General features: G+C 69.0%; 18 protein-coding genes. 9 read left to right on the top strand and 9 right to left on the bottom strand.

The annotated features are described in order from the left end of the window. Positions 1–18: 18 nt before the first annotated feature. Genes AU198_RS25325 through AU198_RS25310 form a run of 4 tightly spaced genes read right to left on the bottom strand, consistent with a single transcriptional unit; the run spans position 19 to position 2,850 of the window. The gene (locus AU198_RS25325) at positions 19–819 is read right to left on the bottom strand and encodes an alpha/beta hydrolase (protein ID WP_064351340.1); all 801 of its coding nucleotides are present in this window, start codon (positions 817–819) and stop codon (positions 19–21) included. Further along, positions 819–1,850 (bottom strand): NAD-dependent epimerase/dehydratase family protein, encoded by a 1,032-nt coding sequence (locus AU198_RS25320; protein ID WP_064351339.1) that lies wholly within the window; start codon positions 1,848–1,850, stop codon positions 819–821. The genes AU198_RS25325 and AU198_RS25320 overlap by 1 nt, the downstream gene beginning before the upstream one ends. Continuing rightward, positions 1,847–2,623, bottom strand: a complete 777-nt coding sequence (locus AU198_RS25315; protein WP_064351338.1) for an S-methyl-5'-thioadenosine phosphorylase — start codon at positions 2,621–2,623, stop codon at positions 1,847–1,849. Before AU198_RS25315 ends, AU198_RS25320 begins: the two co-directional genes overlap by 4 nt. Before the next feature lie 2 nt (positions 2,624–2,625). After that, the gene (locus AU198_RS25310) at positions 2,626–2,850 is read right to left on the bottom strand and encodes a hypothetical protein (protein WP_064351337.1); all 225 of its coding nucleotides are present in this window, start codon (positions 2,848–2,850) and stop codon (positions 2,626–2,628) included. A gap of 44 nt (positions 2,851–2,894) precedes the next feature. Here AU198_RS25310 and AU198_RS25305 point away from each other — a divergent pair, with 44 nt between their 5' ends. Beyond that, entirely contained in the window at positions 2,895–3,770 is an 876-nt protein-coding gene (locus AU198_RS25305; RefSeq protein WP_064351336.1) for a 1,4-dihydroxy-2-naphthoate polyprenyltransferase, read from the top strand. 37 nt (positions 3,771–3,807) lie between these two features. Here the strand turns inward: AU198_RS25305 and AU198_RS25300 are convergent, their stop codons facing one another. Continuing rightward, complete coding sequence (locus AU198_RS25300) at positions 3,808–5,001, bottom strand: DUF1214 domain-containing protein (RefSeq protein ID WP_231744776.1); 1,194 nt, start codon at positions 4,999–5,001, stop codon at positions 3,808–3,810. After that, the gene (locus tag AU198_RS25295; RefSeq protein ID WP_064351335.1) at positions 4,998–5,573 is read right to left on the bottom strand and encodes a TetR/AcrR family transcriptional regulator; all 576 of its coding nucleotides are present in this window, start codon (positions 5,571–5,573) and stop codon (positions 4,998–5,000) included. Before AU198_RS25295 ends, AU198_RS25300 begins: the two co-directional genes overlap by 4 nt. Before the next feature lie 115 nt (positions 5,574–5,688). On the opposite strand from AU198_RS25295, the gene AU198_RS25290 reads away from it, so the two are divergent. From AU198_RS25290 to AU198_RS25260, 7 genes are all read left to right on the top strand, one after another. Further along, positions 5,689–6,852 (top strand): sulfotransferase family protein, encoded by a 1,164-nt coding sequence (locus AU198_RS25290; RefSeq protein WP_197416219.1) that lies wholly within the window; start codon positions 5,689–5,691, stop codon positions 6,850–6,852. Between the two features lie 97 nt (positions 6,853–6,949). Next, positions 6,950–7,951 carry an AAA family ATPase gene (locus AU198_RS25285; RefSeq protein ID WP_064351333.1) on the top strand — a complete coding sequence of 334 codons (1,002 nt, stop codon included), beginning with the start codon at positions 6,950–6,952 and terminating at the stop codon, positions 7,949–7,951. Between the two features lie 7 nt (positions 7,952–7,958). Continuing rightward, positions 7,959–8,831 (top strand): DUF58 domain-containing protein, encoded by an 873-nt coding sequence (locus AU198_RS25280; protein ID WP_064351332.1) that lies wholly within the window; start codon positions 7,959–7,961, stop codon positions 8,829–8,831. Next, entirely contained in the window at positions 8,821–9,294 is a 474-nt protein-coding gene (locus AU198_RS25275) for a hypothetical protein (protein WP_064351331.1), read from the top strand. The genes AU198_RS25280 and AU198_RS25275 overlap by 11 nt, the downstream gene beginning before the upstream one ends. After that, on the top strand, positions 9,285–10,289 hold the full coding sequence (locus tag AU198_RS25270; protein ID WP_064351330.1) for a hypothetical protein: 1,005 nt from the start codon (positions 9,285–9,287) through the stop codon (positions 10,287–10,289). The genes AU198_RS25275 and AU198_RS25270 overlap by 10 nt, the downstream gene beginning before the upstream one ends. Further along, positions 10,286–11,191 (top strand): vWA domain-containing protein, encoded by a 906-nt coding sequence (locus AU198_RS25265; RefSeq protein WP_064351329.1) that lies wholly within the window; start codon positions 10,286–10,288, stop codon positions 11,189–11,191. The genes AU198_RS25270 and AU198_RS25265 overlap by 4 nt, the downstream gene beginning before the upstream one ends. After that, positions 11,191–11,898 (top strand): hypothetical protein, encoded by a 708-nt coding sequence (locus AU198_RS25260; RefSeq protein WP_064351328.1) that lies wholly within the window; start codon positions 11,191–11,193, stop codon positions 11,896–11,898. Before AU198_RS25265 ends, AU198_RS25260 begins: the two co-directional genes overlap by 1 nt. Here AU198_RS25260 and AU198_RS25255 read toward each other — a convergent pair. Beyond that, positions 11,895–12,239 carry an ester cyclase gene (locus tag AU198_RS25255; RefSeq protein WP_064351327.1) on the bottom strand — a complete coding sequence of 115 codons (345 nt, stop codon included), beginning with the start codon at positions 12,237–12,239 and terminating at the stop codon, positions 11,895–11,897. The genes AU198_RS25260 and AU198_RS25255 overlap by 4 nt on opposite strands. 100 nt (positions 12,240–12,339) lie before the next feature. Next, positions 12,340–12,651 (bottom strand): DUF4229 domain-containing protein, encoded by a 312-nt coding sequence (locus AU198_RS25250; RefSeq protein WP_064351326.1) that lies wholly within the window; start codon positions 12,649–12,651, stop codon positions 12,340–12,342. Between the two features lie 52 nt (positions 12,652–12,703). On the opposite strand from AU198_RS25250, the gene AU198_RS26505 reads away from it, so the two are divergent. Beyond that, a complete protein-coding gene (locus AU198_RS26505) occupies positions 12,704–12,865 on the top strand; it encodes a hypothetical protein (RefSeq protein WP_165595656.1) in 162 nt (53 codons plus the stop codon). A gap of 10 nt (positions 12,866–12,875) precedes the next feature. On the opposite strand, the gene AU198_RS25245 is transcribed toward AU198_RS26505, so the two are convergent. Next, the gene (locus AU198_RS25245; RefSeq protein ID WP_082691198.1) at positions 12,876–14,021 is read right to left on the bottom strand and encodes a MinD/ParA family ATP-binding protein; all 1,146 of its coding nucleotides are present in this window, start codon (positions 14,019–14,021) and stop codon (positions 12,876–12,878) included. Between the last annotated feature and the right edge of the window lie 47 nt (positions 14,022–14,068).

Below are 14,068 nucleotides of genomic sequence, written 5' to 3'. Positions count from 1 at the left end.
CAGTATGGCCAGGCCGGTTCACGCCCGGGACAGGAGTCGCCGGATCGCGTCGAGCATCTGCTTGCCGACCAGCAACTCGAGGTCGTTGTGCCCGGCGCCGGGCACCAGCTCGTAGCTCTTCGGCTCGTTCGCCGCGTCGTAGAGCCGCCGGCTCATCGGTTCGGGGACGACGTCGTCGCGGTCTCCGGCGATCACCAGTAGCGGCACGTGCACCGACGGGATCCGGTCCAGCGACGGATAGCGGTCCATCAGCAGCCACCGCACCGGCAGCCATGGATAGTGCACCGCCCCGACGTCGGGCAGCGAGGTGAACGGCGAACGCAGTATCAGCGCATGGGGCGGCCGCTCGACGGCCAGTCCGATAGCGACTGCGGCGCCTAGGGATTCGCCGAAGTAGACGATCTCCTGTTCCCGTGCGGCCAGCCACGATTGCGCGGCCCGCGCGTCGGCGGCCAGACCGTCCTCCGACGGGCGGCCCGGGTTGCCCCCGAAACCGCGGTAGTCGACCAGCAGCGCCGAGGAGCCCATCCGGTTGAGCGCCACGGCCAGCGGCGCGCGCATCGACCGGTCTCCGCCGTTGCCCGGCAGCACCAGCACGGCGGGCCCATCGCCGTCGACCGGGAAGTACCAGGCGTCCAAACGGATTCCGTCGTCGGTTTCGATCACCACGTCTTGCCCGTTGCGCGCCACCGTGGCGGCGGACGGCACGGGACCCGGCGACGGGAAGTACACCAAACGCCGCTGCGCAGACCACAGCAGACCCATCAGACCGGTCGCCACGAGCGTGACGATAACGACGACGCGGACGGCCCGGCGCATCAGGCCCGCAACGGCGCGAACGCGAACTCGCGCAACCCGTCGAGGGGGTCCACCGCCGCGGAGAACCCGAGCACCTCGGCGGCGCGCGCGGGGTCGGCGACGATGTGGCGGACGTCGCCGCTGCGGTACTGGCCGGTGACCACCGGCGGCGCGTCGCCGCGCGTCTCGCACAGCGCGGTGGCGACCTCCAAGATCGAGATCGGCCGGCCCGAGCACACGTTGAACGCCTCGAACCCGCCACGCTCGGATTCCACGGCCGCGACGTTGGCCGCCGCCACGTCATCGACGTGCACGAAGTCGCGCATCTGTCCACCATCCTCGAAAACACGTGGCACGTCGCCGGATTCGAGCTCGGAGCGGAAGATCGCGGCCACCCCCGAGTACGGGGTGTCGCGGGGCATGTAGGGGCCGTAGACGTTGTGGTAGCGCAGCGCGGTGACCGCGGCCCCGACGGCCTCCGTCCATGCGAGCGCATAATGCTCCTGCGCGGTCTTGCTGGCGGCGTACAAGCTTCGGGGCCGCAGCGGCGCGTCCTCAGCCACCAACCGCCACTGGACCAGCGCGCCACAGTCCGGGCACCGGTGCTCGAACACGCCGGCGTCGAGGTCGGCACGCGTGCGCGGGTGGGGGTCGACCGGTCCGTGCTCAGCGCAGTCGTAGCGGCCCTGCCCGTAGACCACCATCGACGACGCCAGCACCAGCCGCTGGCAGCCCGCCGCGAACATCTCGGCCAGCACCACCGCGGTCCCGTAGTCGTTGTGTGAGCCGTACGAGGGAGCGTCGGCGGCGTTGACACCCGCACCGACGACGGCGGCCTGATGGCACACCATGTCGACATCCTTCATCAGCGGCGCCAGTGCGGACGCGTCGCGGACGTCGACCACCTCGCAGTCAGCAGGCGGTTCGGCACCCGGGCCGTGGGCGGTGGGCAGCATCGCGTCGACGGCGATCACGTCGTGGCCCGCGTCGCGTAGCGCGTCGCGGACGCGGGCCCCGATGAATCCGGCCGCGCCGGTCAGCAGGACTCTCACGGGAGTTCGAACGGCAGTCGGACACCGTCGTGCGCCAGGCAGTGCGTACACGTCCGTTCGACCGTCGTCTGATCGATCGCCTCGTGGACGAGCTTTTTGAACGGCACCAGGTTGCGCTGAAACTCGGCGAACACGTCGACGGTGCGGACCGCCGTTCCGCGGTCGATGCCGGCATCCAGATCGGTCACCAACGCTATTGCGGCATAACACATCTCGAGCTCGCGGGCCAACACCGCCTCGGGGTAGCCGGTCATGTTGACCAGGGTGAAGCCCTGATTCGCGAACCACCGACTCTCGGCGCGGGTGGAGAACCGCGGCCCCTGGACCACCACCATGGTTCCGCCGTCGACGACACCGGGCAGGTTGGTGGCCGCCGCACGCAGACTCGGGCAGTACGGGTCGGCGAACGCGACGTGGATGCCGCCGGAGTCGAAGTAGGTGTCGGCGCGTCCGCGGGTGCGGTCGACGAGTTGATCGGGCACCACCATGGCCCCGGGTCCGAGGGCGGGCGTGAGGCTGCCGACCGCGCACGGCGCGAAGATGCGCCGCACCCCGAGGGCACGCAACGCCCACATGTTGGCCCGGTACGGCACGGTGTGCGGGGAGAACTCGTGGTCGACCCCGTGACGCGGCAGGAACGCCACCTCGTGCGCGCCGACGGTGCCGACGGTGAGCGGTGCTGCGGGCGCACCGTACGGGGTGTCGACGGTGACGCTGCGGGCGTCGGACCCGAAGAAGCTGTAGAAACCGCTTCCGCCGATGACTCCGAGCACGTCTAGGCGGGCGGTTGGTCGTCGGTCTCGTCGAGTCGCTGCGATGCGCGCCGCACAGTGTCGCGGATCTCGAACGCGTCGGTCGCGAAACCGCCGATCGCGTTGGCGACGTCCTTGACCGCGGTGGTGATGATCGATGCCACCTCGCCGACGGTCGATACGCCGGAGTCGAAGATCTCCTGCACGGCGTCCTTGCGGATCTCCGCCTTGCTGAGTCGGTCCTCCATGCGCACAGTCTGCCACGGTCTGAAGCCGTGCGAGACTGGCGCTCGTGGCGACATTCGCGCAGTGGGTCGAGGGTGCTCGGCCGCGCACGCTGCCGAACGCGATCGCACCGGTGATCGCGGGCACGGGTGCGGCGGCGTGGCTGCAGGCCGCGTGCTGGTGGAAAGCGCTGCTGGCACTGGCTGTCGCCGTGGCGATGATCGTCGGCGTCAACTACGCCAACGACTACTCCGACGGGATCCGCGGCACCGACGACGTGCGAGCGGGCCCGCTGCGGCTGGTCGGCTCGAAGGTCGCAAGCCCGCGAGCCGTGCTGACCGCCGCGGTGGTGAGCCTCGTGGTCGCCGCCGTCGCCGGCGTGGTGCTGGCGGCAGTGAGCGCGCCGTGGTTGATCGCGGTCGGAGCGGTGTGCATCGCCGGGGCGTGGCTGTACACCGGCGGGTCGAAGCCGTACGGGTACCTCGGCTTGGGCGAGGTCGCGGTGTTCGTATTCTTCGGGTTGGTCGCGGTGCTGGGCACGCAGTACACCCAGACGCTGCGGATCGACTGGGTGGGCGTGGCCGTCGCGGTGGCGATGGGCTGCATGTCGTCGGCGGTGCTGGTCGCCAACAATCTGCGCGACATCCCGACCGACAAGGAGTCGGGGAAGATCACGCTGGCGGTGCGGCTCGGCGATGCCCGCACCCGGCTGCTGTACCAGGCGCTGCTGGTCGTGGCGTTCGCGTTGACATTGGTGCTGATGCTCGCGACGCCGTGGGCGGCGGTCGGCCTGGTGGCGCTGCCGCTCGCGGTACGCGCGGCCGCGCCGGTGCGCCGAGGCCGCGGCGGCAAGGACCTGATTCCGGTGCTGCGCGATACGGGCTTGACGATGCTGGTGTGGGCCGTGGCGGTCGTGCTGGCGCTTGCGATTTCGGTGCTCTAACAGTCGATCAGCGACTGCTTGGACACCGAAATCGCTATTAGGTGACGGTGGTCGGGGCGTCGGCGACGTTCACCAACGTGACCTCCGGCTTGGCGGGCACCGCGTCGGCGAGGAACCACCGGAACGCCAGGTTGCCGCGCGGATAGTCCACGGTCGTAATCGAATTCGGGTGCGACGTCATACCGCGGGAGATGACCGCGGTGACGGACCCGTCGGAGTTGGGCACCGCGCTGTAGCCGTTGATCGACGTCTTGGCGTCGGTGACACCCGCCATGAACTGGTTCCATACGACGAGGTTCCAGAACCGGCAGGCGGGCGGCCGATGCGTGACGACCAGCGCCTCATCGTCCTCGAGAACGAAGCTGCCGTAGGCATAGCACGCGTCGCGCGCCGACCAGCCGAAGTTGGCGTCGGGCACCTGGTACGGGTCCGCGAATTGGTTTGCCACCTGCGAGATTTCGTGGCCCAACGTATGCGTGTCGTCGACACGCACACCGACCGCCAGCGGCACGATCGCGAACATCGTGCGCAGCCACGCCGCACTCGCGCGCAACGCCGCGGCGGTTTCGGCGTCGCCGTGCCGGATCGGGTCGGGCTCGTCGAGCGCCTCGATGCGCCACGACACCGGGCGTCCGGTCAACGGGTCGGCCTGGTAGTCGCGCGTCACGAGCACCACACCGCCGTCGGTGGGCCCGTAGTCGAAGGAGAAGTTGCCGTCGGGGTCGATGTCGAGGTCGTCGTCGCGCACCAGCGCCACGATCCGATCCGACCACGCCCCCGGCGACGGCTCGTTGTAGGCGGTCACCGAGAAGTAGACGCTGTCACCCTTGTTGCCGCTGATGCGGTAGCGGCGCTTCGGGTCGACCGGACACATGAAGTAGTAGGCGTCGGTGTTGTCCCCGCCCCAGCGCCGGTCGCGGCGGAACGGCGTGTTGAGCTCGACCCACACGGGTCGGCTCGGTTCGGCGAACAGGTACGTGTCGAACGCGACGCCGAGCGTGGTGGCCAGCATGCGGTAGCCGTCGGCGACGTGGCGGTCGTCGGTGACCGCGCGGTCGCCTTCGAGGAAGCTGCGGTCCAGACCGCCGAGGGTGTCGAGCAGTTCTCGCCAGGCACGTGTTGATTCGCGGCTCGCCGCGGAAGTCGATTCGCCGCTCGCCGCGGAAGTCGATTCGCGGCTCGCCGCGGAAGTTGATTCGCGGCTCGCCGCGGAAGTCGCTTCGTCCGTCATGCGCTGATTCCTCTCGTGATGAAAGTGGCGGTTCGGTCCACCCATGCGTCGTCGAGGCGATCTGCGCGGGTGATCAGACACAGGAACGTCATACCGGCCATGGCCTCCACGACGTCGGCGGCCGACACCTCCGGCCGGACCTCGCCGCGAGTCACCGCCGCGTCGAGCCGTTCAGTCAGGCCGCGCGAGAGTACGTGCGAGAAGCGCTCCAGCAGCGCGGCGTGCAGCGCGGGATCGGCGGCCATCTCCGCAACCAGTCCGGGCAACGCGGCACGTGCGGCTGGTGTGGTCAGCACGCCGACCGTTCGGTGGACCATCTCCCGGATGTCGCCGGCCAGTGATCCGGTGTCGGGCAGTTCGGTCGCCGCGCCGAGCGGAAACACCGCCTCGTGCACGAGGTGCGCCTTGCCCGGCCAACGGCGGTAGATGGCGGGCTTGCTCGTGCCCGCGCGCCGGGCGATCGCATCGACGGTGAGATCCGCGTAACCGGCGGACCCGAGCAGGTCGACCGTCGCGCTCAGCACTGCGTCGTCGATGCGCTTGTCGCGAGGTCGGCCAATTTCCGTCGTCATTACGAAACTCACAGTAACATAACTGCCTGTGACCGACATCTCACCAGCGCCGCCAGTCGTTCTCGACGACCTCGCCGAGCCGCGTTTCCCAGCGGCGATCCAGCCGATTCGCGACATGATGGCGGCGATGGCGCCCGAGTGCCCGCTCGATGCCGACGCCCTGCACGCCAAGGCCAGCGCGGAGACCGGGCTCGACGACTTCGGTCCCGATGATTACCGCGACCGACTCGGCGTGTATCTCGCTGCGCTGCAGGAGATTCCGGGACTCAGCGCCGCGGGAGTCGTGAACTTCCACGCCCAGCTGGCGCAATTGCTGAAGAACCGTCTGCTGCTGACCGATCTGCTGGCCAGGCATCCCGAGATCCACGAGATCGAACTGGCGCCGCCGGTCGTCATCGCCGGCCTGCCCCGCACGGGCACCACTCACCTGCACAACCTGCTGGCCGCGGGACCGACCTTCCGCACCCTGCCGTACTGGGAGAGCAACGAACCGTTCCCGCTGCCGGCGGAGGCCGGCATCGAACCGGACCCCCGGCGCACCCGGATGGATGCCGCGGTCGAGTTCATGAACGCGGTCATGCCGCATTTCGCGCTCATGCACGAGATGACGACCGACCACGTGCACGAGGAGATACAACTGCTGGCCAACGACTTCTCGTCGATGCTGTTCGAGACGTTGGCGCATGTACCGCGGTGGCGCGACTACTACCTGTCACATGACCAGACACCCCACTACGAGCACCTGGCCCTGCAGTTGAAGGCGCTGCAGTTCCTGCGTGGGGGCAGGCGGTGGCTGCTGAAATCGCCTCAGCACCTCGAGCAACTCCCGGTGCTCGACCGGGTCTTTCCCGGCGTGGTGGTGATCACGACCCACCGCGATCCGGTCCCGGTGGTGCTGTCGATGCTCGCGATGCTCACCTACTCCGCGCGCATGCACTGCGCACCGGTTCCGGTCGAGGACATCGCCGCATGCTGGATCGACCGTCTCGAGCTCATGCTGGCCGCGCTGATCCGCGATCGCGACGTCATTGGAGCCGAACGCTCGATCGACGTCAGGTTCGACGACTTCATGGCCGACGAAATGGGCACCGCCGCAGCGATTTACGCGCTCGCGGACGAGGCGATGACCGACGACGCCCGCGTCGCCATGGCCGAATACCTCGCGGGCCACCAGCGGGGCCGGCTCGGGCGAGTGGCGACGTCGCCGGAGATGTTCGGTCTCGACCCGAACGAGTTGGAGGCCCGCTTCGCACCGTACGTCGAACGCTTCCTGACGTAGCCTCTCGCATTCGCCGCGGCCGTTCGCCCCCGATCAGCGGTGTGTGAATACCCTGGCCCGGGTATCCGCATCCGGCAGCCGGAGACGAGAGGTATCCATGACCGCAGCACGAACTCAACTCGACCAGCGCGATCTCGCGGAGGCGCGGCGGGTCGTCGCCGCGGTCTCCGAAGCGTTCTCGGCCAAGGTCGTCGGCCAGGAGAACCTGCGCGAGTCGTTGCTGATCGGCCTGCTCGCGGGCGGGCACATCCTCATCGAGAGCGTGCCGGGGCTGGCCAAGACGACCGCCGCGCGCGTCATCGCCGAAGCCATCGACGGGGGTTTCCGACGTATCCAGTGCACGCCCGACCTGCTGCCCAGCGACATCATCGGCACCCAGATCTACGAGTCCGCGACCAACTCGTTCGTCACCCAGCTCGGGCCGGTGCACACCAACATCGTGCTGCTCGACGAGATCAACCGGTCCAGCGCCAAGACGCAGAGCGCGATGCTCGAGGCGATGGAGGAGCGTCAGACCACGATCGCGGGCACCGAGTATCCGATTCCCGAGCCGTTCCTGGTGATCGCCACCCAGAACCCCGTCGACCAGGAGGGCACCTATCCGCTGTCGGAGGCACAGACCGACCGGTTCATGCTCAAGGACGTCGTGCACTACCCCACCCCCGAACAGGAGGTGGAGATGATGGCCCGGATGGATGCGGGACTCTACGACAAAGACCACCGCAGCAGGCCGGTCGCCGGCCTCGGCGACATCCGCCGGCTCCGCGCCGTCGTGCGTCACGTCCATATGGACCGCGCGCTGATGCACTACGCCAGCCAACTGGTCACCGTCACCCGTGAACCCGACCGTTATCTGCCGCGCCAACTGGCCCGGTTGATCGAGTACGGCGCCAGCCCCCGCGCGACCATCGCCTTCTGCAATGCCGCCCGGGCGCTGGCCCTGTTGTCCGGCCGCGGACACGTCATCCCCGGCGACATCGCCAAGCTCGCCCACCGGGTGCTGCGGCACCGACTCATCCTCGGGTTCGAGGCCGCCAGCGCCAACGTCACGCCCGAGCTGATCATCGACGCTGTCCTGCAAGCGGTTCGAGTGCCGTAGGGCCGGTATGGGCAGACACCTCACCACGGCGAGGACGCACTTCGGCACCGACACCCGCGGCATGCTCGAAGGCGGCCGCTACGCGCTGTTGCACACCCGCAGCCTGGAATTCGACGACCTGCGGCCGTACGTACCCGGCGACGACGTCCGCGACATCGACTGGAAGGCCTCGGCACGCTCAGGTCATGTGCTGATCAAACGGTTCGTCTCCGAGAAGCACCACAAGCTCCTGCTCGTCGCCGACGCCGGTCGCAACATGGCGGCCCTGACCCCCAGTGGCGAAGTGAAACGCGATGTGGCGGTGAACATCTTGGGTGCGTTCGGGCTCATCACGCTCGGGCGGTCCGACCAGATCGGCATGGTGTTCGGCGACACCCGGGGCTGCGTCAACATCCGGCAGCGTCGCGGCGAGACCCACATCGAAAGCCTGCTGCACAGGCACTACGGTCACGCCTGCCAAGGTTCTGGCCGCAGTGACATCGTCTGCCAACTCGACTACGTCGCAACGCATTACCGCCACCCGATGCTGGTCGTGGTGGTGTCCGACGAGCCGGAGGTCGACGACCGGCTGACCGACGCTGTCACCCGACTGACCGCCCGCCACGACGTGTTGTGGGCGACGGTCTCCGACATGCCCGCCGTCGGCACCAACGGCGATGACCGGGCCGGATTCGACGTGTCGACCGGCCGGTTCGTCCTCGACACCGCCACACTGGGCCCGCGGGTGGTCGCGGCGTACCGCAAGGCAGAGCAGGCGCGGGCGCACCGACTCGACGAGTTCATGACCGCCCGCGCGGTCCCGCACACCAGGATCGGCGCCAGCAGTGAGATCCGTGCCCGGCTCGTCGCATTGACCGAGGTGTTCGCCCGTGCCGGATGACCTGTTGCGGTTCGTCGGCGGGCCGATGCCGTACTCGTCGGGGTGGTTGTGGCTCGGGGTGCTGATCGCGGTGCTAGTAATCACATGGTACGTCGGCGTTTTCGTGTGGACGCTGCCAGCGCAGCGGCTCCGGCGCCTTCCCGTGGCGCGTTCCCTGCATGCCCGGCTACTGCGCCGTCGGTTCGTGCACAGCGTGCAACGCATCACCGCCCGACACCGCGACGGTGAACTCACCGACGCCGAGGCCGGCGCGGCGATGAGCCGGACCCTGCGCAGTTTCCTGCACCAGGCGACCGGGACACGGGCGCAGTACATGCAGCTCGACGACATCGCATCCGGGGAGCTGGCGCCTGCCGCGCCGACGCTCGCCGCGCTCGACGACGCGCAGTTCAACGCGGCCTCACCGGTGCGGGTCGGCGAGGTAGGCGCGACAACCGAGGAGCTGATCCGCTCGTGGCCCTGACCTGGTGGCCGATCGCAGTCATCGGATTCGCCTGTCTGGCAGGCGCTGTGGCGCTCGCGGTGCTCGTGCCGACGAAGCAGCTGCGGCGGCAGTTGCGGCCGTTGGCCAACACCGCCCGCCTGACCCGGCTGCCGGAGTACGCGCGGGTGGCGAGGGCGCGAACGGTGTCGATGGTCGTCACGATCGCGCTGCTCGTGCTGTTGTTCGGTGCTGCCGTGCTGGCCAGCGCCCGCCCCAGCGGATTGTGGTGGTCGCTACAGACCTCCGAGGTGCCCGAGGACGTCATGCTGTGCGTCGCCGAACCGGTCGATGATCCGAACACCGGCGCTTTCCTGTCGTATTTCGCGCAGCGCACGGGGACGTTCAGCACACAGCGGATCGGATTGACCTCGGCCAACCGCCGGGTGATTCCGCTGACCCGCGATCATCAGTTCGCGGTCGAAAAGCTCGGGGAGGCAGCCGGTCTGGCCGGCCTGCCCGACGATGACGCGCTCTCGCCCGCCCAGCGTTCGGCCAAACGGAACAGCCTCGCCTCGTTCGCCGCGCCCGTGACGTATGTCGACTACGCGACGAGCGTCGCCGACGTCCTCGCGCTGTGCGTCGCGGGTTTCCCCCCCGACGAGCCGCCCGGTGAGCGGCGCCGTTCGATCATCTATCTGGGGCCGGGCGAATTACGCGCCCCGAATGAGACCCGTCCCTCGCTCTACACCGACCAGCAGGTCGCCGAGTTGGCCCAGGAGCGCGGAATCCAGGTCAACGCGTTGGTGTCGTCCCCGGGCCCCGTGCGTTCCGTCGTGTCGGCCACGAGCGGGCGATACGCGCCCGTCGGGCCCGATCTGGAGGCTCAGTTGGACGGGATCCGCGCGCATCCGCCGGACGCCGACCGTGCCGCCACCCTCGCAGGTTTCCGCGGCGACACCCCGACCGTCCCGTTGGCGATCGCGGTCGCGGTCTCGGCGCTGCTGTGTCTGTCTCTGGCGGTGCTGCGGCGATGACCTTCTCCCCCGTCGTACCGCCGGTCCTGTTGATCGCCGTCGCCCTCGCCGCGGTGGTGCTGCGGCTCATCACCATGCGCCAGTTGGCGCGCACCGGCCAGCGGTGGACGACCGTGTGGCGGTGGTCGGCGCTGACGCTTGCGGTGATGCTGATGCTGATCGCCGCGGCCCGGCCCGCCCTCGGCGGTGACGCCGGGGAGTCGGCCACGACGAGCTCGGACGGCGAGGCGACACCCAACGTGTTCTTGATCGTCGACCGCTCCACCGACTCGGCGATCGCCGACATCCGCGACGACGTCGCCGCGCTCATCGACCACTACCCGCAGGCGCGCTTCGCCCTCATCACGTTCGCCGCGCGCTCCTCGGTGGAATGGCCGCTGTCCGAAGACAACTGGAGCCTCAAGCCGGTGGTCGCGGCCGTCACCGCCTCCCCCGACACCGCCGCGGGCGAGGTGAACGCGGCAGCCGCCGCGAACGTCCTGCGTTACCAGTTGATCGCCGCGGGCCAGCGCAACCCGGGCGCACAGAACCTGGTGTTCTACTTCGGCTCCGGCGCACCCGGGTCCCAGGCCCCGCAGGGCGAGTTCGATCCGGTGCCCGGTTCGGTGGACGGCGGCGCGGTGTTCGGTTACGGCGCGACCCGCGACGATTCGCGTCTGCAGGCCGTCGCCGATCAACTCGGCGTGCCGTTCGTCCCTCGCGATACCGCGCGCGCGGTCACCGATGACGCCCCCGATGTGGACGGTGTCTCGTCGGCGCAGGCCAGCGCCACCGCCGTTGATCGCACCGACCTGTACTGGGTCTTCGCCATGGTGGCCGCGGTGCTGTTGCTGTTCGAGATCTACCTCACGCTGCGCGAGTTCCGGACCAGCCGCTCGGCCCGGCGGGACGAGGTGATCTGATGCGTCCCTCTCGGTTGCGGCTGCGCCGCCGGTTACTGCTGTTCTCGGCCCCCGTCGTCATCGTGGCGCTGGTGATCGCGCTGAAGCTCATCTCCGCTGTGGTGGCCGGTCACTCGGCGGTGTCGAACTTCGCCGCGCGCGACGCCGATGCACTGCGCGGCGACGTCGCGGTGATGGGCCTGCTCAACATCGTCGAACCCGCGAAGGCGCCGTTCGCGGCCGGCACGCTCGCGGTGCTCGACGACCGTCTCGCCGACGCCGACGCTCACTTCTCCGAAGCGCTCGGTCGCACCGCGCAGCATCGGTCGTGTCCCGTGCTGATCAACCTGGAACTCGTCCGCGAGCGCCAAGGCGACATCGACGCGTGGGAGAACCGGCCCGACGCGGCGCGCGACCGATACCTCAGCGCACTCGACCTCGTCGAAAACGCGCCCGACGGCTGTTTTGAAGGAAACACCGATCCCGACCCCGAGCGGCGGGCCGTACGCCACGACGCGGCACCGCGGCTGCAGGCCAAGCTGGCCGGACTGACCGCTCCGCCCCCGCCGCCGCCACCGCTGACGCCGCCCCCACCACCGCAGGCGCCGGCCCCCGCGCCCGCGGTGCCCGATGCCGACACGCCCCGCGACGCGTTGCGGCTGGATCCCGGCTCCGGCGATCCCCTTGACAAGCTCCAGCAGGTGCTACGGGATGCGGCTGGGGGTTAGCCGGTGCTGGTTCCGGTCCAGTACTCGGCGAAGCGGCCGTTTTCGATGCGCAGGATGTCGTTACCGGTGAACCGCTTCGGTCCGTCCTGGGCCGCGCCCGTACCGATCCACCTGGCCGCCAGCATGTCACCGTCGACGAACGGCTCCACTTCGATCACGAACTTCAGATCGCTGAGCATCTGATGGGTCTCTCCGACAACCGCCTGCAGTTCGGCAGGCCCACGAACCTCCCGGCCCGGCCAATGCCCCGAGAATCCGTCGGTGACCAGCTCGGCCGCAACGGGATCTCCCGCCCACAATTCGTCTAGCCATCGCTTGTATAGCTCTTTAGGCGAAATCATGTTGGTGTCTTACCCGGCCGGAGGCGTGAAGCGCAATCTACCGACGAGTACGACGGCGGGTCGGCGCATCAGCCCACCGTGTCGACCCGCACCGATGTGGTCATCCGCGGGCCGGTGGGTCTTCGCCCCGCAGCCTGGCCTGTAGCTGCTCCCGGTCGCGGCGCCTTCGTTCGTCGAAGGCCGCGATGCTCTCGGTGGCGCGGCGCCGGAGCGGGGCGAACAGCCAGATGCCCAGTGGCAGTGCGATCACCAACGCGAAGAGCAACGCGACGATGAGCGGGAATTCGCGCAGGCCGAGCAGATGTCCGGCACCGAGAATCGCCGCGGCGACCGCCGCGACGAGCAGAAGCCGTGCCAGCACATAGGCCAGCACGTCGACCACGAGGCGAGTTCCCTGGCGACCGTCGGACACGAACCGAGCCTACCGATGACGCGTATATTCGAACCAAGGAGGTTTTGTTCTCGTGGCGTATCTGCTCCTGATTCTCGTGTTGTGCACGCTGGCGTATGTCGGCTGGCGACTGACGCGAGTGTCTTCGAGCCGTCCGCGCACCCGGGTGATCGGGCCGGACGACGATCCAGAATTCCTGCGTCGGCTCGGCCAGGAAGACAACCCGAGACCGTGACCGCGCGGTTCTAGCGTCGCGCGCCGGGGAATCCGGCCGCGACCTCGGCAGCAAGTTCGAGCAACGCCGCCCTGGTTTCCGGCTTGAGCCGGTCGAGGCTGATCTCGGCCCCTTCCTCGAGGTGTGGATCGAAGGGCACTTCGAGCACCGCCCGGCACCGCCGGCTGAAGTGGTCGACCACCTTCTTCATGTCCACCTTCCCCGACCGCGGGCGCACCGCGTTGATCACCGCGATCGAGTTGCGCACCATGTCCTGATGCCCGTGGGCGTCCAGCCAGTCCAACGTCGCCGACGCGCTGCGCGCGCCGTCAACCGAACCGGAACTGATCACCACCAGAGTGTCGGCTTTGGACAGCACCGCCGCCATGGCCGAGTGCATCAGCCCCGTGCCGCAGTCGGTGAGCACCAGGCTGTAGAAGCGCTCGAGCACCTCGAGGGTGCGGCTGTAGTCGTCGGAGCTGAACGCCTCCGACACCGCGGGGTCGCTTTCGGAGGCGAGCACCTCCAGCCGGCTCGGGCCCTGTGAGGTGTAGGCGCGGACGTCGCTGTAGGCCTTGACGCCTTGAGCGTCGCGCAGCAGATGCCGCACCGTGGCCGGCGTCTCCAGCGGCACCTTCTCGCTCAGCGTGCCGCGGTCGGGATTCGCGTCGACGGCGATGACGCGGTCGCCGCGAAGTGAAGCCAGCGTCGCGCCCAGCGTCGCGGTGATCGTCGTCTTGCCGACCCCACCCTTGAGCGACAACACCGCGATGCGGTGGCACCCGCGCAACGGGCGCTGAATTTCGGCGGTGAGCGCCTGGCGGCGCCGCACCTTCGGTCCGTCACCGAGGTTGACCAATCGAAACGACGCGTAATACAGCCACTTGCGCCAGCCCTCGGAAGGCGCGCGTTCGGGTTCGCCGAGCAGCGCGACGGTCGAGAGATCGAGATACGGCGCCGGGTCGGGATCGGCGATGTCCGATGGTGGGGACAGCACCGGAAGGCCGCGGGGCGGTGTGGACGCCGTCCATTCCGGCGGCGGATCGGCCGCGGGATCACTGAACCGGCTCTGTGCTCGGAATCCCCCTGGCGCATAGGCGTTTTCGGGAACTATCGCGGGAGAAGCCGCGTCCTTACCGACACCATCCTGGGCGCGTTGCACCGGTTGTTCAGACACGCCGACGGTCCCCCAAGGCTTCGCAGGATTTCGCCGCCGATCTTAGC

This window comes from Mycobacterium sp. GA-1199, from assembly GCF_001500045.1.
Classification (GTDB): domain Bacteria; phylum Actinomycetota; class Actinomycetes; order Mycobacteriales; family Mycobacteriaceae; genus Mycobacterium.
This window is presented reverse-complemented; position numbering and strand designations above follow the sequence as displayed.